This is a genomic window from Pseudoalteromonas sp. SG44-1, from assembly GCF_014164315.1.
GTDB classification, from domain to species: Bacteria; Pseudomonadota; Gammaproteobacteria; order Enterobacterales; family Alteromonadaceae; genus Pseudoalteromonas; species Pseudoalteromonas rhizosphaerae.
Genome location: NZ_JACJEW010000004.1, coordinates 129380 through 153755, shown reverse-complemented (window position 1 = coordinate 153755; position 24376 = coordinate 129380). Strand labels below are relative to the sequence as shown.

General features: G+C 41.7%; 21 protein-coding genes. 6 read left to right on the top strand and 15 right to left on the bottom strand.

From position 1 onward, the window contains the following. The first annotated feature begins 8 nt into the window (after nucleotides 1-8). From gorA to H5187_RS03280, 5 genes are all read left to right on the top strand, one after another. Nucleotides 9-1370: a glutathione-disulfide reductase gene (gene gorA, locus H5187_RS03300; protein WP_182732055.1), complete on the top strand. Its 1362-nt coding sequence runs from the start codon at nucleotides 9-11 to the stop codon at nucleotides 1368-1370. A gap of 122 nt (nucleotides 1371-1492) precedes the next feature. Continuing rightward, on the top strand, nucleotides 1493-2539 hold the full coding sequence (locus tag H5187_RS03295) for an AraC family transcriptional regulator (RefSeq protein WP_182797540.1): 1047 nt from the start codon (nucleotides 1493-1495) through the stop codon (nucleotides 2537-2539). A gap of 204 nt (nucleotides 2540-2743) precedes the next feature. Continuing rightward, nucleotides 2744-4417 carry a hypothetical protein gene (locus H5187_RS03290; RefSeq protein ID WP_182717732.1) on the top strand — a complete coding sequence of 558 codons (1674 nt, stop codon included), beginning with the start codon at nucleotides 2744-2746 and terminating at the stop codon, nucleotides 4415-4417. A gap of 114 nt (nucleotides 4418-4531) precedes the next feature. Next, entirely contained in the window at nucleotides 4532-5263 is a 732-nt protein-coding gene (locus H5187_RS03285; protein ID WP_182797539.1) for a glutaredoxin family protein, read from the top strand. Nucleotides 5264-5378: 115 nt separating this feature from the next. After that, nucleotides 5379-6215, top strand: a complete 837-nt coding sequence (locus H5187_RS03280) for a mechanosensitive ion channel family protein (RefSeq protein ID WP_145238627.1) — start codon at nucleotides 5379-5381, stop codon at nucleotides 6213-6215. A 71-nt stretch (nucleotides 6216-6286) separates the two neighbouring features. Here the strand turns inward: H5187_RS03280 and H5187_RS03275 are convergent, their stop codons facing one another. The 6 genes from H5187_RS03275 to H5187_RS03250 all read right to left on the bottom strand — a co-directional run bounded on the left by H5187_RS03275 (nucleotide 6287) and on the right by H5187_RS03250 (nucleotide 10391). After that, nucleotides 6287-6535 (bottom strand): hypothetical protein, encoded by a 249-nt coding sequence (locus tag H5187_RS03275; protein ID WP_259399712.1) that lies wholly within the window; start codon nucleotides 6533-6535, stop codon nucleotides 6287-6289. 23 nt (nucleotides 6536-6558) lie between these two features. Then, nucleotides 6559-7128, bottom strand: a complete 570-nt coding sequence (locus H5187_RS03270; protein WP_182785112.1) for a DUF2799 domain-containing protein — start codon at nucleotides 7126-7128, stop codon at nucleotides 6559-6561. Between the two features lie 196 nt (nucleotides 7129-7324). Further along, nucleotides 7325-8227: a polysaccharide deacetylase family protein gene (locus tag H5187_RS03265; protein ID WP_310737461.1), complete on the bottom strand. Its 903-nt coding sequence runs from the start codon at nucleotides 8225-8227 to the stop codon at nucleotides 7325-7327. A gap of 48 nt (nucleotides 8228-8275) precedes the next feature. Continuing rightward, nucleotides 8276-8815: a YbhB/YbcL family Raf kinase inhibitor-like protein gene (locus H5187_RS03260; RefSeq protein ID WP_010390480.1), complete on the bottom strand. Its 540-nt coding sequence runs from the start codon at nucleotides 8813-8815 to the stop codon at nucleotides 8276-8278. A gap of 31 nt (nucleotides 8816-8846) precedes the next feature. Beyond that, nucleotides 8847-9947, bottom strand: a complete 1101-nt coding sequence (locus H5187_RS03255) for an alkene reductase (protein ID WP_182797537.1) — start codon at nucleotides 9945-9947, stop codon at nucleotides 8847-8849. A gap of 39 nt (nucleotides 9948-9986) precedes the next feature. Beyond that, the gene (locus H5187_RS03250; RefSeq protein ID WP_182785115.1) at nucleotides 9987-10391 is read right to left on the bottom strand and encodes a lactoylglutathione lyase; all 405 of its coding nucleotides are present in this window, start codon (nucleotides 10389-10391) and stop codon (nucleotides 9987-9989) included. Between the two features lie 115 nt (nucleotides 10392-10506). On the opposite strand from H5187_RS03250, the gene H5187_RS03245 reads away from it, so the two are divergent. Then, nucleotides 10507-11397, top strand: a complete 891-nt coding sequence (locus H5187_RS03245; RefSeq protein ID WP_182797536.1) for a LysR family transcriptional regulator — start codon at nucleotides 10507-10509, stop codon at nucleotides 11395-11397. A gap of 85 nt (nucleotides 11398-11482) precedes the next feature. Here the strand turns inward: H5187_RS03245 and tldD are convergent, their stop codons facing one another. The 9 genes from tldD to H5187_RS03200 form a co-directional block, all read right to left on the bottom strand. Beyond that, nucleotides 11483-12922 (bottom strand): metalloprotease TldD, encoded by a 1440-nt coding sequence (gene tldD / locus H5187_RS03240; protein ID WP_149982653.1) that lies wholly within the window; start codon nucleotides 12920-12922, stop codon nucleotides 11483-11485. Further along, complete coding sequence (locus H5187_RS03235) at nucleotides 12919-13728, bottom strand: carbon-nitrogen hydrolase family protein (protein WP_182740324.1); 810 nt, start codon at nucleotides 13726-13728, stop codon at nucleotides 12919-12921. The genes tldD and H5187_RS03235 overlap by 4 nt, the downstream gene beginning before the upstream one ends. Before the next feature lie 20 nt (nucleotides 13729-13748). Next, nucleotides 13749-17594: a YhdP family protein gene (locus H5187_RS03230; RefSeq protein WP_182797535.1), complete on the bottom strand. Its 3846-nt coding sequence runs from the start codon at nucleotides 17592-17594 to the stop codon at nucleotides 13749-13751. After that, the gene (gene rng / locus H5187_RS03225; RefSeq protein WP_149982651.1) at nucleotides 17594-19066 is read right to left on the bottom strand and encodes a ribonuclease G; all 1473 of its coding nucleotides are present in this window, start codon (nucleotides 19064-19066) and stop codon (nucleotides 17594-17596) included. Before rng ends, H5187_RS03230 begins: the two co-directional genes overlap by 1 nt. A gap of 1 nt (nucleotide 19067) precedes the next feature. Then, the gene (locus H5187_RS03220) at nucleotides 19068-19637 is read right to left on the bottom strand and encodes a nucleoside triphosphate pyrophosphatase (protein ID WP_149982650.1); all 570 of its coding nucleotides are present in this window, start codon (nucleotides 19635-19637) and stop codon (nucleotides 19068-19070) included. Then, the gene (gene mreD, locus H5187_RS03215) at nucleotides 19637-20116 is read right to left on the bottom strand and encodes a rod shape-determining protein MreD (protein WP_149982649.1); all 480 of its coding nucleotides are present in this window, start codon (nucleotides 20114-20116) and stop codon (nucleotides 19637-19639) included. The genes H5187_RS03220 and mreD overlap by 1 nt, the downstream gene beginning before the upstream one ends. Next, nucleotides 20109-20951, bottom strand: coding sequence for a rod shape-determining protein MreC (gene mreC, locus H5187_RS03210; RefSeq protein ID WP_182717725.1), 843 nt, complete (start codon nucleotides 20949-20951; stop codon nucleotides 20109-20111). Before mreC ends, mreD begins: the two co-directional genes overlap by 8 nt. After that, complete coding sequence (locus H5187_RS03205; RefSeq protein ID WP_145238587.1) at nucleotides 20951-21994, bottom strand: rod shape-determining protein; 1044 nt, start codon at nucleotides 21992-21994, stop codon at nucleotides 20951-20953. Before H5187_RS03205 ends, mreC begins: the two co-directional genes overlap by 1 nt. A gap of 139 nt (nucleotides 21995-22133) precedes the next feature. Next, a complete protein-coding gene (locus H5187_RS03200) occupies nucleotides 22134-24155 on the bottom strand; it encodes a formylglycine-generating enzyme family protein (RefSeq protein ID WP_182717724.1) in 2022 nt (673 codons plus the stop codon). Nucleotides 24156-24376: the final 221 nt, after the last annotated feature.

The following is a 24376-nucleotide window of genomic DNA, read 5'->3' as shown; positions in this document are numbered from 1 at the left end:
GACTAAAGATGGCTCAGCATTTTGATTACATTGCGATTGGCGGCGGCAGCGGCGGGATAGCGTCAGCTAACCGTGCAGCAATGCGTGGCGCGAAAGTGGCACTAATTGAAGCAAAACATATGGGTGGAACCTGTGTAAATGTAGGTTGTGTACCAAAAAAAGTAATGTGGCATGGCGCTCAAGTTGCTGAAGCAATTAACTTATACGCCCCTGATTACGGCTTTAATGTTGAAGTAAAAGAATTCAACTGGAGTAAACTAGTAGAAAGCCGTGAAGCCTATATTGGCCGCATTCATAAAGGTTACGATAATGGCCTTGCTAAAAACGGCGTAACAGTTATTAAAGGCTTCGCTAAATTTATTGACAGTAAAACAGTCGAAGTAGACGGCGAGCACTACACCGCCGATCATATTTTAGTGGCCGTAGGCGGTCGCCCTAGCATTCCAAATATACCAGGTGCTGAACACGGCATCGATTCAAATGGCTTTTTTGAGCTGAATGAACAACCAAAACGCGTTGCCGTTGTTGGTGCCGGTTATATCGCGGTAGAGATTGCCGGTGTACTACATAGCCTAGGTACAGAAACCCATTTATTTGTTCGTAAAAATAAACCACTGCGCACCTTTGACCCATACATCATCGACACCCTTGTTGATATTATGGCCAAAGAAGGCCCGACGCTGCATACCGAATGCTCACCAAAAGAAGTAGTTAAAGAAAGCGATGGCAGCTTAACTATCCACTTTGAAAATGGCTACAGTCAAAATGTTGATCAAGTCATTTGGGCCATTGGCCGTACACCGACGACTGATAAGATTAACCTAGTCGCAGCGGGTGTTGAAGTAAACGAAGGCGGTTACGTTAAGGTAGACGAGTACCAAAATACCACGGCTAAAAATGTTTATGCTGTGGGTGATATCATCGAAGGCGGTATAGAGCTTACCCCTGTTGCAGTAAAAGCAGGCCGTACTTTATCAGAGCGTTTGTTCAATAAAGACCTGCCAGATGATTTAAAAATGGATTACAGCTTAGTTCCTACCGTGGTATTTAGCCACCCGCCAATTGGTACCATTGGTTTAACTGAGCAAGAAGCAATTTCGCAGTACGGCAACGAGAACGTAAAAGTGTATAAATCAAGCTTTGCTGCTATGTACACTGCGGTTACTCAGCACCGCCAAGCATGTAACATGATGCTAGTGTGCGCAGGCCCTGACGAGAAAGTTGTAGGCTTACACGGCTTAGGTTTTGCTGTTGATGAAATGATCCAAGGCTTTGCCGTGGCCATGAAAATGGGCGCAACCAAAGCAGATTTTGATGCCGTTGTTGCACTGCACCCAACTGGCTCAGAAGAGTTTGTTACTATGAGATAAGCTTCGGGCTTCGGGCAAAGATTAAAACCTTGTGGTGCTGCCACAAGGTTTTTTTATGCCTATGATTACAAGGTGATGGTGAGTTGTTAAACTCAGTTAAAAGAATAAGAACGTAAACTACTTTGCAATCAATCTCTTTATTCCCTGTACACCTTGTACAGAGTATCTTTCTGTTCCAAATGTTATTTGGTGCATTATTAATTAATAGCCAAAAACAAAGTCGTTCCTTGGTGCTGCTATTTGTATTTCAAGGCTGTGTATGCGCCTTTAACCTGTTAGAAGGGTTAGGCCTTTCTGATTACTTAATCACACCGGCATTTACATTACTGTATGGGCCTATGATTTACTTTTTTACCTTGTCGATTACAGGTAAGCAGCCCTTTATAACATCACACTACGCGGTTCACTTAATTCCTGCGGCTATTTCCTTGGCCTCTACCCACTACACGCAGGCGATCATTTTACTCGGTTCGCTCAGTCAACTTGGCTACTTCTACTTTGCTTATGGCACTTTAAAGGGCTACCACAAACAACTTATGCATGCGCGCTCAGATGCTGAGAGCCTTAAGTTAAAGTGGTTGTTCAAAGCATTATTTATTTTTGCCATTATTGTCGTATTCGATTTGCTGCGCATGAATGTGCAACCAATCACGCCGCTCGATTTAAAGATGTACTGGTACTTATTAAACGAAATACTGTTACTGCTTATGTTTAGCTTTTTGTTGTTCCACACCATCAAGAATAGCTTTCAATTCGAGCCTGTCACATTACCTGAAGAAACCGAAGCTGAAGAAGCTGATTCGTCTGATGAGCAACTTGCACAGCAAATTTTCTCAACCATTGATAACTTGATTATTAATGAATCGCTTTATCGACAACCTAGGCTGTCACTAAACGACTTAGCAGATCAAACAGGGCTCGGTAGTAAAGAAATATCTTGGGCTATTAACAGCACAACGGGGAACAACTTTTGTGAGTACATCAACCAGCATAGAGTGAATGATGTTAAACGCGAAATAGAGCAAGACTCACCTCAAAAACTCAGCCTGATAGAACTGGCATTTCAAGCTGGCTTTAATTCTAAATCGACTTTTAATGCGGTGTTTAAAAAAGAAACGGGATTAACGCCGAGTCAATTTAAGAAGCAAACACTAAAAACCAGCTCATAAAACAGACAAAAAACGTCCTAAATCCTGTTTTAGGACGCTTTTTTACAGCCCAAACGCTAATTTAAACAAAAAACAGCTTTGAGACTCCAGATGTACAAGTCCTATTTTTTACTACTAATATTGTGCCTATTAATAAACTTTTCGGGTTCTGCGTCTGCGTTAGCAACGAATCATTCTTTAGAGGTAACGAATCAAGCCTTAAAAGTGCAACCAAATCGCGTTGGTGCAACAGACCCAATCGCTTACTTTCAATCGAAAACAGCAGCAATAGAATTTGCTAAACAACAAAACTGGGCTCTGGTGAATAAACTCACAAAACAGCTCATTAATGAATATCAAAATGATGGCGATACTTGGTATTTACTTGGTCTCAGTTATTTTCAATTGGCCGATTATCAAAATGCCAGCAATGCTTTGCAACGCGCACTTGCAATTGGGACTAGCTTAAAAGGCATTCCTAATGGGGCTAGTAATCCTAACGATTTAATGGTGAAAATTGCAGAGGCATACGCAGAGCTTAATAACCAACAGCAAGCCGAGTATTGGCTCAAAAAAGCACTGGCAGCAAGATGGGATGACCGCCCAACACTTGCTGGCACCAGCTTATTTAAATCTGGTACTAACCCTCACTTTGAACGCTTTGCGCAATCAACCAGTTATAAATCACTTGCAGGTAATAATTTGGAGACTGAACTCAATCGAGATCAAAAATGGCGCACCGATTTAGCGTTTTTAGCTGCAGAGATTAAACGTTTACACGTGGCAATGTATCAAAACATAAGCCCTCAACAATTTGCTGAAAAAGTAGCAAGCATTGATAAAGCGATTCCTATTATGATTGATCAGCAAATTATTTTTCAGTTTATGGAGCTAATTGCACTACTTGGCAATGGTCATAATTTATTGATCCCAGCATGGGGTGAAAAAGGCAACTTTCAGCAATTGCCATTTCAGTTTTATCAATTTAGTGATGGCTTATACATCACCAAAGCAAGTAGTGATTACCAGCAATATATTGGCTATAAAGTTGCAGCATTTGCCGATACACCAGCCGATCAAGCCCTTGAGTTAACTAAACGTGTTAATGCTCGTGATAATGAAATGCAAACCCTGTGGTTGGGCCCATATTATTTAAGTTTGCTTGATGTACTAAACGGGCTTGGCATTAGCAAAGGTAACGAGGTAACACTCACGCTCAGCTCACCAAAAGGGGCTATCACCACAGTTACACCAGCGCTCAAGTCAATGCAATTTGCAGGTTTTCCTAAGTTACCAAAACTTACTGAACACCCTACGCTTAGATACTTAGCAAAAAACAACACGCCGTTTTGGAGCGAACAAATCAAAACGAATAAATTACTGTATGTACAATTCAATGATGTGCGAAATAGCAAAGATCTCACACTTGCTGAATTTGCTATGCAGCTACAAGCACAAATCAAACACGATGACATTGAGCATATGGTGCTAGACCTTCGCCATAACAGTGGTGGTAATGGCTCGCTCAACCCACCTATGGTGGCAACTGCCGCATTTTTTAAAGTATTAAAGCCACAAGGAAAGTTATTTATATTAATTGGCCGCAATACGTTTTCGGCAGGCCATGATGTAGCAGTTAAGATTGCCAATATAGTGCCAGCGATTTTTGTAGGTGAACCATCAGGCACCCGCCCTAACGTGGCTGGTGAAGCAGGCTGGTTTAACCTACCATACAGTAAACAAACAGGACTTATTTCGAGCCAGTTCCACCAGCAAAGCAGAGCTGAAGATCATCGTATTTGGTTAGCGCCCGATATGCCAATTACACTTTCTGCAAAAGATTACTTTGCAGGTGTCGATCCGGTGATGGATGCTGTTTTAACCATAACTAAGCAATAAACAGTGCTGGCATAAACCTTGTAACTATTCAGTTATAGCAACAATTTGCCCTTGTTTACTGTGTAATTAAGCAACTTTTACGCAGTACTCAAGGCATTTTTACAAGGAGGCACTGTGTCTAAATCTGCAATTTTATATCGCATGGTGACCGATGAGCATATTTGCCCCTTCGGTTTAAAATCAAAAGATTTATTAGAGCGACATGGTTACGATGTTGATGATCGTCACTTAACCAGCCGTGAGCAAACTGACGAATTCAAACAGCAGCATAATGTAAAAACCACGCCACAAACCTTTATTGATGATAAACGTATAGGTGGGTACGATGATTTGCGCGATTTTTTCAATCTGACCAAAGCGGGTCAACAAGGCACAACTTACACGCCAGTGTTAGCTATTTTTGCAGTCACACTATTACTCAGCTGCGGGTTTAGCTATGCCAATGGCGACGCTTTATTGTCTATGCAAAACTTAATGCTGTTTATTGCACTGTCGATGGCGGTGTTAGCAATTCAAAAGCTACAAGATTTATATAGCTTTTCAAACTCATTTATTACCTATGACTTACTTGCCAAGCGCGTTGTGCCTTATGCTTATGTTTATCCTTTTATTGAAGCCTATGTTGCCATCGGGATGGTGGCCAAACTTCCGGCCTTAGCGGTGGCGCCGTTCTCGTTATTTATTGGTGGTATTGGTGCGGTATCAGTATTTAAAGCTGTATATATAGATAAACGTGAACTCAAGTGCGCGTGCGTCGGTGGCAACAGCAATGTACCGCTAGGTTTTATCTCATTAACCGAGAATCTATTTATGATAACAGCGGGTCTTTGGGTGCTAGTTAGTTGATAAAACATATAACGGTTTTGCCCCTTTATTACTGTTCTACCGTGGTTAAATCTGCAAAATTTAGTTAGTATGGTCACGTGTTATTTTTTATTAACGCTCCATCAATTAGGAATTTATGAACAAAGATTTACTGCTCCATCCGGTACTTATTTCACTAGCAATGATCACTATTGCGTTTACTCTTAAGGCGCTGGTTGACAGATTTGCGCGCCATAAAGCAGAAAAAAAAGAAAAAGATATTCGCTATATTTCGCACAATATTAAGCACTCTATTAACCTAGCAACGGTGCTATTACTGCTATTTGTATGGTCTACTGAAATCCAGAACTTTGCGCTGTCGATCGCGGCATTTGCAGTGGCTATTGTATTTGCGACCAGAGAGTTTATTCAATGTATAATTGGCTTTTTCTATTTAGTTACCACGCGCCCGTTTCGGGTTGGTGACTGGGTACAGGTTGGTGAATACTATGGTGAAATTGCTGAAACCGATTGGATCAAAACCACCATGCATGAAATTGACATGCACACCTATCAGTTTTCTCGCAAAACCATTTATATTCCGAATAATAAGCTGATCACTAACCCGATTAAAAACTTAAACTTTGTAAAACGTTTTACCACTCATCACTTTAGTATTGTGCGTAAAGAAAGTTTTAATCCGTATCCAATTTACGAAACTCTAACCACGAAAGCGAAGCAATATTGTGAAGAGTTTCAAGATGTGGCTGGTCGTTATAATTCGATTATCGAAAGAAAATTAGATGCAAAAATTTCTGGCCCTGAGCCTGAAATACACTTTAGCACCACCGAATTAGGCGAGTTTAAAGCCAGCTTCACTTTATTCTGTCCCACTGACAAGGCGCTGGGAATAGAGCATAAGCTAACTGCCTTTTTTATGGAGCTTTGGTACAGTGAAGCTGCAAAACAACAAAGCAGTAACTCTCACATATAATAAGAATATGCCACTATATGGACATAGTTTAACTCACTTGATTAAAACTGAAGTGAGTTAAGCTTTTAACGCTAGCCTCCCGATCTAATATCTCGCTCAAACTCAGTTTCAGTTTTTACTGGCTGACAAGTTGATTGAACCGTGCTCTTATTACTTTCATCTTCGTCAGAACTAAAGATTGTATAGTTATAGTCTGTCTCAACTTCACCACCTAAGCACTCATGCTCTGCAAATAATTCATCTCCATAACCCTCTGGCATTTCTTTTGACGCACACCCACTGAGGATCAGAAATGTTATTAAAATTGACATTACTTTCATATTAATCACCTTAAAAGAACACGCTATAACTCATACTCAAAATGCCATGATGGAAGCTTGTTGAGTAATGGCAGAAGTGCTTTTTCTTTTCTTAAATCACGACGCTCTCTCTCTAACTGTTCTCGCTCTCGGCGTAACTCTTTACTTTGGCTACTTGACGATTTATCACTCGCTAATTCATTACTAATAGATTGCAGCCGCCAATTAATATTATTAAGTCGATCATCTATCTCGGCTTTCCTTGCTTCAAATTGATAACGCTCGTTACCTTCTTGCCATGCTTTTCTAAACTGTGTGTCATTACAAATCCCGTTATACGCATCGCCTCGCAAACCTAGGGTAAAGCCATTTTCAGGCTCACAAAAGGCTGCGAGCCCCTGTTTGTAACCAGCTTGATAATCATCTAATTTTGCAATGATGCCAAATTCACTACAAGCAGATATGATTTCTCTGCCATGTTCAAATGTATACCCTTGCTCACCATGACTAAAACCTAGATTTGTCCAATTGGCCTGTATACATTCATCCTGAGACAAAGAAGAGCATCCTGATAGAGATAGTAGAAATAAAATAAACATACAACGGCTAAACATGCTATTTCCTAAAATGTCATAGACTATTCAAGTACCCATTTTAAGAGATACTCGTTTAAAGTGAATGATAAAAATGTAACAAGCTATTCTAATTCCGTTGAAGTTTAAAATTTACGACAAAACTTAATCCCTTCATCACTAAAAATAACATGAGGCACACTTATAATATTAAAAAGCTGCCTCATAGATATTTTCTTTATCTAACCGTTTGAGTCGGATTAGTTGGTACATTATTTTGCTTCATTATCCAACGGGCTATGTTATCTTTTCGCATGAACTTAACACCAGTATGCTGTTTTGCATACTGGATAAAATCATCAAGCGCTTTTACTCGTGCAGGCGTTCCTGCAATACGGTCATGAGCACTAATCGACATCATTCGTCTTCTGTGTTTTCCTTCAGCGTATAACACGTCAAACTCATCTTTTAACTCTTGTAAGTAGGCTTGGGCCGTCATTGCAGTGCTTCCTGAATAGCGCACAATGTCGTTATTACGAAAAGTATAAGGTACAACCACAAAAGGCTTATTATTTACTGGTGTAAAAGAAGGCTCATCACGCGATAGATCATCAATATGATAAATAAACCCCAGCTCTTGCAAAAGCGTAAGTGTATTTTTTGAGTGTCTCATCCAAAATGCATTAAAGCCAACCGGCCGCATGCCTGTCACTTTTTCGATAATATCTGCACTTTTAATATATGAAGCGCGCTCTTGTTCAACACTCATAGAATATTGTGGTGTCCATGTTTGGCCGTGACCCGATGCTTCATGCCCTCGTGAAACCACTTCTTTAGCAAGTGCTGGATTTAATTCCACAGCCCTACCCACCATATGAGAAGTAACTTTAATATTATGTTTATCCCATAGATAAAGTAATCGTGGGATCCCTTCATTCATCCCATACTGATACCAAGTAGGCGAAATCGTATCGTGATAACCCTGCTCTATTTGAGGAAACGGCCCTGCATCAGAGCTATCTTGTGCTGTTGCTTCAAATTGCATTGAAATAGAAATCACTAATTGTGCATCATCAGGCCAATAACCTGATTTATCAGATAATGGGGCCGCATTTAACAACTTACTGCTGCACAGTGCCATTAAAACAGTGAGTAAAGGTAAAGCCTTCATTTTTATCTCCTTAACTAATTAACGCGGTCCTGCCGTTACTGTGATCTCGGCTGTTTGCAAAGAATGCTGGTGTAAGAAAAACCCTGTAAGTGCACTTGTTGCCCCTTGTGGAACAGCTAATTTTTCTACATCCAATGCATACACTTTATAGGTGTAGCTATGCTTGCGCCCTTCTGGTGGACATGGCCCAAGGTATCCGGGCTTCCCCATATCTGTATTACCTTCAATGGCTCCTTTGGGCAAAGTCGTTGAAGATAGTGAGTTACTAGTAAGAGGAATATCATGTACTACCCAGTGCCAAAAACCACTGCCAGTTGGTGCGTCATTGTCATACACTGTCACGGCAAAGCTTTTGGCTTTCTTAGGCGCATTTTGCCATTTAAGTTGTGGCCTAACATTACTCCCCTGACAACCAAAGCTATTCCAATATTGCTCACTCTTTATTGCCTGCCCTGGCTGTAAATCAGGGCTCGATAAACTAAATTCAGCCGCAAAACTGGCACTACTAAACAGCCCGCTGATCAGTAAAGTAACTACTGAGTTTGAAAAATTAACCATTTTTAGCCCTTATATTTTCAGTTAAAAAAAGTTACTTTTGATACGCTGGGTAATCGGTATAACCTTTGGCTGTACCGCCAAACAATGTACTCCCATCGGTAATAGTGTTTAGTGGCAGTTGCTCTTGAATACGATACGGTAAGTCTGGGTTGGCAATAAAACGGCGACCAAATGCAATATAATCAGCAAGACCTTGTTCAATAAGATGCGCACCTGAATGCTCGGTATAATTACCTGCAACAATAATTGCGCCACTAAAATACTGACGAAGTGCGGCTCTAAACTCTGGTGTTACGGTAGGTGCATCGTCCCAGTCCGCTTCGGCAAGATGAATATACGCAATACCAATTTGCTCAAATTGCTTTGCTGCTAATAAAATAGTGTCAATTGCTTCACTATCATCCATACCACGCTGAGTGATAAAAGGCGCTAATCTAACACCCACTTTATGAGCTCCAATGGCATTACTAATTGCGCCAATAATTTCACAGGCAAAACGAATACGGTTTTCTTGGCTACCGCCATATTCATCTGTGCGTTTATTCGCTGAACGTCTTAAAAACTGATCAATTAAATACCCGTTACCTCCATGTATTTCAACGCCATCGAAACCAGCCTCAATCGCGTTAATTGCCGCTTGCTTATAATCATTTACTATTTCTTTAATTTCTTTAACACTTAGTGCTCGAGGGGTTGGGCAGTCAAGCATCCGTCCTTCTCCATCATCGCCTACCACCCAAACTTGTGCATCTGGAGCAAGTGCAGATGGGGCAACTGGCGTTCCATCATGATGAAATGAAGAGTGCGACATTCTACCAACGTGCCAAAGTTGTAAAAATATTTTACCGCCTTCTTTGTGCACAGCTTGTGTTACTTGCTTCCAACCTTCGATTTGTTCTTGCGTGTAAATACCTGGCGTAAATGAGTAACCTTTGCCCTGAGCAGAAATTTGTGTTGCTTCAGAAATAATCAGCCCTGCAGTAGCACGCTGGGCATAATAAGTGGCCATCAGTTCAGTAGGAATATCGCCCGGTTGCGCAGTTCGCGAACGGGTCATAGGTGCCATCACAATTCTATTTTGCGTGACCATGCCACCGAGTGTTTTAGCTTCAAATAAGGATTCTATAGACATAACTAACTCTCTTATAAATAATGTTTATCTGGATTTAATTTAAATTTCATCACTGCTAAATAGCATTTCGACCTTTATCTCTTCTGGTCCAGGTATAAATACTTGCTGCTCTAATAGTTCTGGCACGGTTCGCTCAAAGTAGCTTATACCTGTTTTCGCTAAGCGACTTTTCAATCCTTGGTAACCCATGCTACGAATGGCAATGTGCTCTACCACTCCTCGCCCTTGGATTTTGCTGTTAAATGCTGATAAGTACCCCTGTTGCGCTTTATTACCCGCGGCATTAACCAGATGAATCAAAGCAACGTTATCGCTGCCGTATAACCACGCTCCCTCGAAAGGAAAAGGCGGACGATACCCTTCACTTAGCCCAACTGAATTAATAAAGAACTGTCGCATCGCTTGGTAATCACAACTAGAAATTAATACATGATCTAAACGCATAAACTTTCTCTGTTGATAATGAGTACAACCAGTTTAACTATTTACTTAAATTTGATAATTGAGTTAATATCAAAAACACTATTCATTAATACTGAATTATAAAGAGTGAGGAACGATGGCTAAGATTGATGATATGCAGCTTTTTGTTCATGTGGTGCGCTCTGGCGGGCTTGCTGCAGCTGGGCGAAAAATTGGTTTATCGCCTGCGAGTATGACGGCACGTATCAACCAGCTTGAAAATCACTATCAAACCCGACTCTTAATACGTAATACTCGAAGTATTAAATTAACCGAGGCTGGAGAGCACTTTTTTCAAGGCTGTTTAAGAGTGATTGCTGAAATTGATGCCGCAGAGCAAAGTATTCAGCTTAGTAAAAACACTCTTTCGGGTAGTCTCAAAGTAACCGCACCCTCTGACTTTGGTAAACAGTTTGTTGCCCCTGCAATAGCTAAATTTGTAGCACTGAATCCACAAGTAAAACCACACCTACATTTAACCGATGGCTTAGTTAATCTAGTTGAAGAAGGCATTGATATTGCTATTCGCTTTGGAAACTTACCCGATAGTAATTTGATTAGCCGAATGATCAAAGCCAATAAACGTGTGTTATGTGCTTCAGCTGAATATTTAAAAATACATGGCCAACCTTTACAACCAAGCGATTTATTAAATCATCGCTGCTTAGTAATGGAGAGACTTGGTCAATCGATGCATGATTGGCATTTTAAAGACGAGGTAATTCGCGTACCTGTAGCTATGAGTAGCAGTGATGGTGCAGTGATCAGACAGTGGGCAATTAACGGTGCAGGTATTGCTCTAAAATCAATGGTAGATATTAATGATGATCTAACTAACGGTAATTTAGTGACGTTACTTGATGACTATATTCTCGGTTTTAGTAATAAAGATAAACAACAGATTGGCTTGCAGTTTCTTTACCCATCAAGGCAATTTCAGCCACGGCAAGTTGTCGCATTTATGGATTTCTTTCAGCAGCAAATTTAACTTTGAAGATAATAGACTCTAATAAAAAAACCTTGAGAGTTTGCACTTTCAAGGTTTTATTTAGAGCGTTTGACAGTTATAAAAATTAAGCCGTGCCACCTACTGTTAGGTTATCTATTTTCAGGCTTGGCTGACCAACACCTACTGGCACGCTTTGGCCATCTTTACCGCAAACGCCCACGCCTTTATCAAGCGCTAAATCATTACCTACCATAGAGATTTGTTGCATAACTTCAGGGCCGTTACCAATTAATGTGGCGCCTTTGATTGGCCGAGTAATTTTTCCGTTTTCAATTAAGTAGGCTTCTGAGGCACTAAATACAAACTTGCCTGAAGTGATATCTACTTGGCCGCCACCAAAGTTTGGGGCGAAGATACCTTTTTTAACTGTGCTAATAATATCGGCTTGGCTGTGCTCGCCGCCTAACATATAAGTATTGGTCATACGTGGCATAGGTAAATGCGCGTATGACTCACGGCGCGCATTACCAGTTGGGTTAACGCCCATCAAACGCGCATTCATTTTATCTTGCATGTAGCCTTTTAAAATACCGTTTTCGATAAGTACGTTGTACGCTGCAGGAGTACCTTCGTCATCCACATTAAGTGAACCTCGGCGATCGGCAATGGTGCCGTCATCAACTACAGTACACAGCTCTGATGCGACTTTTTGGCCCACTTTACCGCTAAATGCCGAGGCTCCTTTACGGTTAAAGTCGCCTTCTAGGCCATGACCTACGGCTTCATGCAGTAATACTCCTGGCCAACCTGCGCCAAGTACCACTTCCATCGTGCCCGCTGGAGCGTCAATAGCTTCAAGGTTTACTTTTGCTTGGCGTACGGCTTCTTCTGCGTATTCCATCCAACGGGGTTTACCATCCACCAGTTCTTTAAAGTAACCATAGTCTAAACGTGCGCCACCACCTGCGCCACCGCGTTCACGGCGGCCGTCTTTTTCAAGTAATACCGAACAATTTAAACGGATCAATGGGCGGATATCGGTGGCAAATGTACCATCGCTGGCCGCAATCAATACTTCTTCATACACCGCAGACATAGAGCTAATAACTTGCTCTGCGTCAGGAGCAAGCTCACGAATATAATTTTCAAGCTCACGTAATAAATTTACTTTGTCGGTATCACTCATGCTTTGAATCGGCTGCAGTGGTGCAAACTGCTGTTTTGCTGCTACATCACTAAATACCTGAATGGCTTTACTTTCACCTGCTTCGGCAATACTGCGCGCAGCGGTTGCGGCTTTGTTAAGTGCTTCTAAATTAATTGCATCAGAGTACGAAAACCCCGTTTTTTCACCGCTCACGGCACGTACACCTACGCCACGTTCAACGTTGTACGAGCCTTCTTTTACTAAGCCATCTTCAAGCACCCATGATTCATGGTGGCTAGATTGAAAGTAAAGATCCGCGTAATCAACTTTATGCTGATGAATAAAACCAAGCGTTTTTTCGAGTTCTTCTCGATTTAGCTGGCTGTCGTGTAATAAATGCTGTTCAACCGTGTTCATAATAAATGCTCTCTAAATCGTTGGTGAGATTGCACTGGCATATCTCGACGAATGGCGTGTAAGCGGTTTAGATCTGGCTGACAACCAATAAACCCAATGCCATTTGCAAGCTCGCTGAGGACGTCGCCCCAAGGAGAAATAATAATACTGTGGCCGTATGTCGCGCGACCATTTTCGTGTTGCCCTACTTGCGCAGCAGCAATCACATAACTTTGCGTCTCTATCGCTCTGGCCGTTAATAACGGTTGCCAATGAGCTGCACCTGTTATGGTAGTAAATGCGCTAGGCACTAAAATAACCTCTGCCCCGGCTCGTTGCAAAGCACTAAATAAGCCACTAAAGCGTAGATCATAACATACTGTAAGACCTATTTTACCAAACGGTGAATCTACCACCACAATGTCACTGCCCGCTTCGGTGAAGTTAGACTCGCGATACGCACCAGTCCCATCAGCAACATCAACGTCAAATAAATGCATTTTATTATACTGGGCCAGCACTTCACCTTGCTCATTAAACAACAAAGACGCTGCAAAATATTTGCCATGCTCTGTGGCAATCGGCACAGTACCGGCAGCTAGCCAAATATCATGTTGGCGACATAACTCACTTAATTGTTGTTGATAAACATCACTTTGCTTTGCTACAACAAGTGTTTCATGACCGCTATTAGCAAACACTAAGAAGCTTTCAGGTAAACACACCAGTAACGGGCGTATTGCAGGAAGCGTGGTTAACTGTTGTCTAAGTTGATTCATGTTGCCATCAGCACACAGCCCGGAGCACATTTGTAGAGCGACTATCATAGCTTGCATCGTTTAAGGCCTCATTGGGTGGCTGTATCTACAGCATCTTTGAGTGTTAACTCACTGGAGGCGGCGGCTTGAGGTTGGTTTTGTGCAGCTTGCGGAAGAGTCACTTCACGACTTTTACGATCTACTTCTTTCACTACAGGATCAGTCATGCTGCCAGTCACTTTAAAGTTAATCTCAGAAATAACGCGCGCCGAGTGGATCACTTTATCTATCGCCAGTGCCGCAAGCCCGGTTACCGGATTGACCATCCACGCAACAATCACCGGAATACTCGAGGTCACTTGTGGCGCAACCGCTAAATCGTAATCAATCTCCATGGTATTGAGGTTAGTATGGCCTTTAATCGTCAGATCAGCAGGCACCCCATCCATTTTCGTATCTTGCGTGTAAGCGATGCCTTTATCTACCTGCATGGTGCCTTGCAAACTGTTATAAAAAAAACCTTTCGAAAATACATCTCTAAAATCGAGTTTTAACTTACGCACTAATGAATCCAGGCTCAGCAACGAAAATACCCGTGCGCCGCCATCGCTTACCTCAGCTAAATGTCCTTCGCCTAAACGCCAATCTAAATTACCATTGAGGCTGGCAATATCAAATAAATAAGGCGCATCTTGCCATTCAAGCGTAAATTTAATATCTGCGGGTGAATCTTTAACTGTGGTGGTTATATCAAACTCATCAAATAGCTCACCAATGTCATCACTTTGCATATTACCGCTAAATTGACTTATGCCATCTTGCCAATGCCCTTTAGCACGTAACACATGCTTGCCTTTATCAACCACCAGCTCAGATATGGTGAGCTTATGACCATCGCCATAAAGCGATGCGCTGACTTTATCTAATTGATAGCTTGCCACTTTACAATCAGTACACTCAAATTCAATGGCCGGTATGTCACTCAACCAAGTGTAATCTTGAGGTGTTTCAGATGGCTGTAATTCGTCTGTAGTAGGGGTAAAGTTAACACGTAAATAATCACTGGCAATATGAATCGGCCGACTTGATTTATCTAGCGGAATAAGTACTTGCGAGCGTAATTCTTTGGCGTTTAGCCGTAAGCTCATGTCACTTGGGGTCGGCGCTAAACGCATTTCAAAATCATTAAATGCAATATCACCAATGGTTAATTGCTGAATGTTACCCACCACTTCTTTTAATGGTGGTAGTACGCCCTGCTCAGCTGATTCTGTTTGACTGATGGTGATGATCTGCTGGATCAAGCCAAGCCAAGGTAATAGATCGGTTTGCTCTAAATCAATTGCAACACTTAAGTCTTGCTGGTTTAAACCCAGATCATGCTCGCCTAAAATAAACTGTGCATTGGTTAGTTTGCCAACGTTATTCGCTAAGATGCCATTAAAATATAAGTTGTTATTAATATTAGCGGTGATCAAATTAGAAATATTATCACCTTGAATAACAGCCGTTAGCGGCCATACTTGATCGGCACTTTTTGTGTACGGTGCGGGCAGCTCACTACTAAGCCCTTCGAGTTGTGAGCTGACATTAGCGCGATAATCAAAGCCGTCCGTTAAAAAGTTTAGGGCAAGATTAATAGCCACTTCACTTTCACCATGCAAGTAACCTTTTAGTAAGTCTTGACCATGAGAAATTAACGTATCAGCATTTAACTGTGCTTTTATATCAACGTCAGCACGATAGTTTGGGCCAATATTTTTACCATTAAAGTTAACTTTCAGCGGCATTCCTAACCAACTTGCGTTAGCATTTTCTAAAGTGATCTGATCATCATTAAAATAGAGCTGACCTGTAACACCTTCAAGCTGAAGCCCAGGTTGTGCTAAATACACTGGCAGATCTTTTAAATTAACCATGCCTTTAGCTGTTACATCTAACTCATTTAAATCAACAAGTAGCTCAATATCAGCGCTGGCAGCGCCGTTACCTTGGATCACCTCAAATACATTTGCTAGTGGCTCAGCAATTGGCGTTGCTTTAAAAAACGGCAGTAATGTTTCCATCTCAGCACGTTTATTAATTTTTACGCTCAGTAAATCTGCGTTCATTAGATCTGCAATACTGACATGCACGGCATCATCGATCGCTAAGTTAACAAGCCGCCCATGCTCAGAGTAAATATCCATACGCTGATTTTCAAAATGTAATTTTGCACTCGCTTGAGTTACTGCAGGCCAATCAGGGGCAAATTGATAATTGGCGTTATCTACCTGCGCTAATACTTCAAACTGTCCTGAATTATCAGCAAACGGAAAGCCCGTTAACGGCCCAGAAAACAGCACTTGTGTTTGCGTAAGTTCACCACCTTTAATAGCCCCAGTTAAGTAATCAACTAAATTTTTAGTCATCACAGGGCGTGGGAAATAATGGCTGGCAACACTGGCATCTGGTGCAAATGCTTCTGCATATAAATCAAGCCGAGGCTGTTCGTCTAAGCTAAGCTTCATTTCGGCTGCAACAGTGACCTCATCATTATCAAGCCACATATTATCACTGCTGATCTGCCAACCTTGCTCACTATTGGCTAAATCAATTTGCATATTCAGTTGGTTATATTTGATTGGCTGGCTAAAAGTATCTGCGGTAAGTAACTCGCTATTTTCGCCAAACAGATTAATACGACCACGTTCTTGATTTAACAAACCATCGACAAGTAAGCCCTGCACACCTGGCACACCTTGCTCTGCAAACCAGCCCAATTGCTGGGCTTCAAACCATAATTGCCATTGCTGTGTTGATGTAAACTGCACATAAGCGCGCTTAACTTGACCACTGGGTTGACGACTTAACAGCGGCTCTAATTCAGCAAAATCACTTAACTGGGCTAACCTTGTAACCAAGTCAAAATCGAGTTCTTGCAACCAAATTTGTTGTTGCTTGTTATCCAGCTGCGCTTCAAATTGAAAGTCGGGCCAATGCTGTTGATCGTTTGAGAGCCGCACCCCTGAACTTTTTAACCGCCAACCTTGCTGCCAAGGGTAAAGGCGAAAACCCCCTTCACTTAAACTAAATTGATGACTTTTTGTATCTTGCTGCCAATTAATAAAGCTTGGCAACCATTTAACTGTGACATCTTTGATCAGGCCTTTTTCAATACTCAACCATGATTCTAAGTTAATGTCAGAATTGAGCTGCTCTTTACTAGCATTAATATACTGAGCCAGCCATTTCGACACATCAACATTATTTGCTTGCACATAAATATCACCCAGCATGGTTTCTAGCGTCGATCCGGTTAATGCCAAGCGAGCATCAAATGTACCCACTGAAATCCCGGGCAATGCTAAAGTACCACTAGCTAAGTGTTGTTCGTATTGATTTTGCCAAACGATGTCTTCAAGCATCACCCGACGCTCTTTACCATCTGCCAAGATAAAATTAAGACTACTATTTTCAACCGCAAAATGACCGGTTTTACCTAAGAATAAGCCTTCAATCAGCTCTTTTTGTTCAAACGATACCTCACTGCTGTTCGACTGCAACATAGTCGGCATATCAACATCAGCATGGAAACCGTTGATCACAAAGTAGTTAGATTTTAACTGTCGTGTTTTGATGGTTTCCCAGACGTTTAATTCAAGGCTAGCTTTAGCGATAGTCAGTGCGATGGGTGAGCTTTGATTATCTTCAAAGGTGATATCTTCCAAGACAATAGAAGGACCTTGGCCATGCCAGCTGGCAGAAATAGCCCCAATTGATAAATTAACCGCAAACTTATCATATAGGTAACTTTCAAGGTCACCTTTATAGTCATTGGCATACGGCAGGGTATATTTTAAAACCGAAACAACAACGGCAAGCAGTACCAGAGTTATGGCGAACACTTGCCATAACTTACGGATACAAAAAAAACAGACCGTCTTTGCTTTCATTACATCATAACCACATCAAACTGCTCTTGACTGTAGAGGCTTTCGGTTTGAATGCTCACTTGCTTACCAATAAATAACTCTAGTTCTGCAAGATTATGATACTCATCGTTAAGTAATGCCTCACTTACCGCGGGAGCTGCATAAACCATAAATTTATCAGCCGCGTAAGCACGGTTTACTCGGACAATTTCACGCAGTATTTCATAGCATACGGTTTCAACGGTTTTTTGTGAACCGCGCCCAGAGCAGGCCGGACATACATCACATAAAATATGTTCAAGACTTTCTCGAGTACGTTTGCGGGTCATTTCCACTAAGCCTAATGCCGATAAACCATTAATATTTGATTTAACGCGATCTTTACCCAGTGCAGACTCAAGTGAATGCAATACCCTGCGCTTATGCTCTTCGCTAACCATGTCAATAAAGTCGATAATGATAATACCGCCCAAGTTACGCAACCTAAGCTGACGGGCAATCGCAGAAGTTGCTTCTACGTTGGTGTTAAAAATAGTTTCTTCGAGATTTCGATGGCCAACAAAGGCACCGGTATTAACATCGACCGTGGTCATCGCTTCGGTTTGGTCGATAATTAAATAGCCACCTGACTTTAACGTCACTTTACGATGTAAGGCTTTTTGTATTTCACTTTCAACATCAAACAAATCAAAAATTGGTCGCTCGCCTGGGTAATACTCTAAAGCATCGGAAAGGATTGGTACAAACTCTGCGGTAAAGCTTTTTAGCTCTTCATAGGTTAGCTTTGAGTCAACCCGAATACGCTCCATGTCTTCCCCTACGTAATCTCGTAGAGTTCGAAATGCTAAGGTTAAATCTTCATGCAAAATACTTTCTTTGCTGGTTTTTTTACGTTTAGTGACGATTTTTTTCCATAGTTTTTTTAAAAACTCGGCATCGTGACGCAACTCAGCTTCGCTGGCACCTTCAGCTGCAGTACGAACTATAAAGCTGCCGTCTTCATCGCCATACTCACCTACAATGCTTTTCAATCGCGCGCGTTCTTCTTCGGTTTCTATACGCTGACTCACACCAACATGGGTGGCATCTGGCATAAACACTAAATAACGAGAAGGGATGGTGATGTCAGTTGTTAAACGTGCGCCTTTAGTACCCAGTGGATCTTTTACCACTTGCACCATAATGTATTGACCTTGGCGCACTAACTCGCGAATATCTTGTACTTTTTTGATTGGTTGCTCGTCAACACCTTCAACAATAGAGGCGCTATTTACAATATCAGACGCGTGTAAAAAAGCCGCTTTATCTAAACCAATATCAACAAACGCAGCTTGCATACCCGGTAACACTCGGCTTATTTTACCTAAATAAATATTACCGACGATACCTAAATTGCCAATACGTTCTAGTTGAATTTCTTGTAATACACCGTTTTCAATCAGGGCAACACGGCTTTCACTCGGGGTGACGTTGATCAGTAATTCTATACTCATGTTACCTACTTAGGAATTCGCTTAATAATTTTTCGCATTCATATAAAGGTAAGCCTACTACCGCAAAATAGCTACCGGAAATATTAGTAACAAAGCGCCCACCGAGTCCTTGTATGCCATAGCCACCGGCTTTGTCTTGTGGTTCACCAGTTTGCCAATATGCTGCTAATTCTTGTTCTGAGAGTGTTTTAAAACTCACTTGCGTGGTTACTACACAACTCATGACCTTGTGTTCAGTGGCAAATGCAATTGCCGTTAACACTTGATGACTGCGCCCAGATAAACGTTTTAGGGTTGCCATAAAGTCAGCTTTATCGCGGGGTTTACCAAGTGACTGATTATCTATGACCACCACGGTATCACTGCCGAGTACTGGGCGATCTGTGTATCCCATAGCAACACCAGTTTGGGCTTTTAGACGCGCTAAACGCTCAACAAGTTCAAGGGGTGTTTCGTCTGCTAGCTGGCTTTCATCAGCATCGACACTAAATTGTGAAAATTCGATACCAAGTTGAGTGAGCAATTCTTTGCGCCGGGGAGAAGCTGACGCTAGATAAATGGCGGTTTGCATTATCTGATCCTGAAATGACGGCGATATTTACGTAGCAATAAGAAAATCCAAGGCCAACTTAACATGCCAGTCACGACTGGCCATAAATACTGCGGGTTGAAATAAACGTCCATTAAAAAGTGATTAAGCCAAAATTGCATTAAGTGATATAGGGTTAAAAATAAGCCCACGAGTATCGCTTGCTGCCAAATTGAAAAATTACGAATTTTTTGAAAGTTACTTGCGGTTACAAAAATACAAATTGAGTAAGTGAGTGAATTAATTCCCAGCGGTGACCCTGTGGCTAAATCAATCAGCAAGCCAACTACCCAAGCCGTACCAATATTTAATCGATGTGGAACAGCTAACGACCAGTACATTAATACTAATAGCACCCAGTCAGGGCGAAAAGGCTCAAACGAAAAAGGCAATGGCATCAAAGCCATGATCAACGCAAGGAAGATGCTCACGGCGATCAATAAAAAGTAACGACTATTCATTGCTGATAGTTTCCTGCTGATTACGCCATAAGATCACTAATAAGCGAATACGATCTAACTGAGCTATCGGCTCGGCGTATACTTGAGCAAACGGGCGGCCCTCATCGCGATTAATTTCAGTTACCACCGCAACCGGGTAGCCCTCAGGAAAAGTGCCTCCAAGTCCTGATGTCACTAACACATCGCCAATCCTTACATCTAAACTATGGGGTACATGGGAGAGTTTAACTAAATTAATTTTACCAATCCCTTCAACCACGGTACGCACATCATTACGTAAAATACGTACCGGTGTGGCATGGGTTGTGTCGGTCATCAGTAACACCCGAGACGTCGTTGAGCCTACTTTGGTAAGTTGTCCGACGACCCCCATCTCATCAATAACCGCTTGGCCTTCACTGATGCCATCTATCGTGCCACGATTGATCACCACTTGATGGCTATAAGGATTTGAATGAACAGAGAGAACTTGAGCAATAATTTTACGATTTGACTGCTTAGCAGAAGAACCAAGTAACGCGCGTAGCTTTTGATTTTCTTTGTTTAAGAATTGATATTGCTGAAGCTGTTCGCTTTGCAGTAATTGTTTTTTCTTGAGGGCTTCGTTTTCAGTTAATAATTGATCGCGCGTGTGTAAGCTTTTAGCCCCGAGGCTAAATACTTCATAAGGTAAATTGGCTAAATACAATAACGGACTAACTAAGGTGTTTAAACTAGTGCGTACTGTGGTGCCACCTTGCGTATAACGATCGCCTACGATCAACACGATACTCAAAAGCACTGCGACAAAAAGTCGCAGCTGCAAAGAAATGGCACGCCCGAACATTAACTTCATTAGTCGTAACTAAATACATCACCACCATGCATATCAATCATCTCAAGTGCCTTACCGCCGCCACGCGCAACGCACGTTAATGGATCATCAGCAACCACAACAGGAATGCCGGTCTCTTCCATTAATAAACGGTCTAAATCTTTAAGTAATGCACCACCACCTGTTAATACCATGCCTTTGGCTGATATATCTGACGCCAGCTCTGGTGGTGATTGCTCAAGGGCAACCATTACCGCACTAACAATCCCCATTAATGGCTCTTGCAAGGCTTCTAATATTTCATGCGAATTAAGCGTAAATGAACGCGGAACACCTTCGGCAAGGTTACGACCACGTACTTCAATCTCAATTGGCTCATCTGTTTTAAACGCTGAACCAATTTGATGTTTAATGTTTTCAGCCGTTGCTTCACCAATTAAACTACCAAAATTACGACGTACATAGTTGATAATTGCTTCATCAAACTTATCCCCACCAATACGTACAGATGATGAGTACACCACGCCGTTTAGTGAAATAATTGCAACTTCAGTGGTACCACCACCGATATCTACAACCATTGAACCTGTTGCTTCTGATACCGGTAAACCTGCACCGATTGCCGCAGCCATTGGCTCTTCAATTAAATAAACTTCACGCGCACCTGCGCCCATAGCCGATTCACGAATTGCGCGTTTTTCTACTTGCGTAGCACCGCACGGTACGCAAATAAGCACACGCGGACTTGGACGTAAAAAGTTATTGTTATGCACTTGCTTGATAAAGTGTTGCAACATCTTTTCAGTTACATAAAAATCAGCAATTACACCGTCTTTCATTGGTCGAATGGCTTTGATATTACCAGGCGTTCGACCTAGCATTTGCTTTGCTTCAGTCCCTACTGAGGCAACACTTTTAGGACCACCAGCGCGTTCTTGGCGGATCGCAACTACAGATGGTTCATTAAGGACAATGCCTTCGTCTTTAACATAAATGAGGGTGTTGGCTGTACCCAAGTCGATCGATAGATCGTTTGAAAAAATACCACGGAGCTTTTTAAACATGAGGCTGGATGACCTTTGAAAAACGTTCTTATATTAGCTTATGCAACTTTACCATGCTGAATCAGTTCGGCAATAAAAAGTGCAGCTACCTTTGTTAATTGGGTAAAAAAGGAAGCAACGCTTCCTTTTTAAATTAATTTTATCGTTCGCGTACTAGACGAAAACCGATATAGTTTGCACGAAAGTCTGGCGCTAAAATCAAACGAGTTGAAGCACGAGCTAAACTAGGTGCAAAATTCCACGCACCACCTCGGACAGTAACATCCGCTTGTTCAGCTGACTTATGAGTCCATTCCCATACATTTCCTACCGTGTCGTAGAGACCAAACGCATTAGGTGCAAAGGAGCCAGTTGGCGATGCACTTTTATTTGACCACTCACTACCACACCATCCACAATTGGCTAAATTTTTACCTATTTCATTACCCCACGGGTATTCAGTTTTAGTACCAGCGCGTGCTGCATACTCCCACTCAACCTCATTAGGTAACCGGTATTGTTGACCTGTTTGACCAGACAACCAATCAGCGTATGCTTTCGCATCGTTGTAGGTTAAGCACACGGCAGGAAAATCACTGCCTTGCTCAAAACCTGGATTACGCCAGTTTAAATTTGCTTCCCAGACTGGTTCGCCATTTAAATAATAGGCGCAACCACGATTACGCTCAGCTTCAGTTTTATAATTAGTGTTGCTGACGAACTTTTGATAAGCACCGACTGTCACTTCTTTATTTTGCATCGCAAATGAGTTTGCAATGGTTTTTTCAACAACTGGACGCTCATTTGCAAGTCCATTACCATTGATATCACCCATTTCAAACTTACCTGCGGGAATGACTACCACGTCAGCAGCTGCGGCATTGCCTATAGCTGTACTGGTTACTGATGTCGTATTACGTTGCTCACTGGTGTATGTCGGTGCAGCAATCGACTCAGGCTTTTTTACCAACTTAGCATGAATCGTCTGCGGCTTTCGTAAATCAACACGCACGCGATAAGGTTTATAACCCTGCTTGCGAACTTCAACATCATGAATACCACTTGGTAAAGTCGTTGCTAAACGTGTTGAACCAAAACTTACGCCATCAATAAACACTTCGTCATCGTATACATTTGAACGCAGCGTGAATTCAATCATTTTATTACTATCAACGACCTGTGTATCAACCGTTGACATTGGTTTGACTGAATAATCGCGTATCGGTTGCTCGCTCAAGCGTGACACCGAAACGTTGGCATTATCCTGACCATCACTGAATGTTAACTGACTATCAGTAAAAGTAGTGTCATAACGAGTTTGATAAGTTGCCGTTAGCGGCGTGCCGTACTCTGAACAATAGCGATTATCAACACTCAATAAATTACATAAGCGACTGCTATTCACATCACCGCGCATAGTGACGCTTAAGTTAACGTTATAATTGCCTTGGCCGCTAAAAGCACTATTGACCACATGGCTACTTAAAACCTGTACTTGCGCACCAGCCATATTGCGCTTTGGTTCAACTAGGCGCTCTTCAGTTAAGTTAGCAAATATTTGATCTACAAAACGCTTGGTTGCTTTTTGTAAGCCCATTTGCTGGCCTCGTTGCTCACAGGCTGCCAATGTTTCTGTACGTTTACAGTTGATAGTGTGATTAACTTCTAGCGTCCCTTCACGGGTAAACTCATTACGTAAGCGCTCAACTCGGGCTGTTGTTAATTGTTCTTTTAAGCTTTCGAGTGTATTTAACTGGGTATGTTTTGCTACGCGAATTTGTTCAATGTCTTTGCGGTGGGATGCAATTGCCGCCAACTGCATCGCGATATCGTCTTTATTTTGCTTATGATCAACCACAGCTTGCTGGTATCGCGCCTGTGCAGCACTTATATCAATAGTGGGATCATCAATTAAACGACGATACATTTCATTCATGGCATCAAGTGCTTGATTTTTTTCTTTGTCCAGCTCAGTCGAACGAGTGCGTAATAAATCAAGTTGACTTTGTAACTGACTTTCTTCTTTTAAATGTTTTTCAAGTATCTGTGTAGCGTTATCGTATTCAGCTTGTTTAATACTGATCTCAGATTCAATTCCAGTAACTGTGGCTGTATCTTGTGCAAATGCACTTGATGCAAACAAGCTAGCTGAAATTAACAGAGATAAAGGAGCAATTCGCATATATTCCATTCCCAAAAAGCGGCAATTATTTGGTCATTATTTATTTTTTATAATTAAACTCTTATGCTATGTACTTGCAAGGCAAAACACAAGCTTTGTTCAAAAATTATCTGAGTTTATACCTAATTAGCCTCAAGATGCGAGCTTCAGTTGGAATTAAAAGTGATTTAAGCTAGGCATTAGTTGCAAATGATGGCTGTTCCCTTGTTAAGATCAGCCCC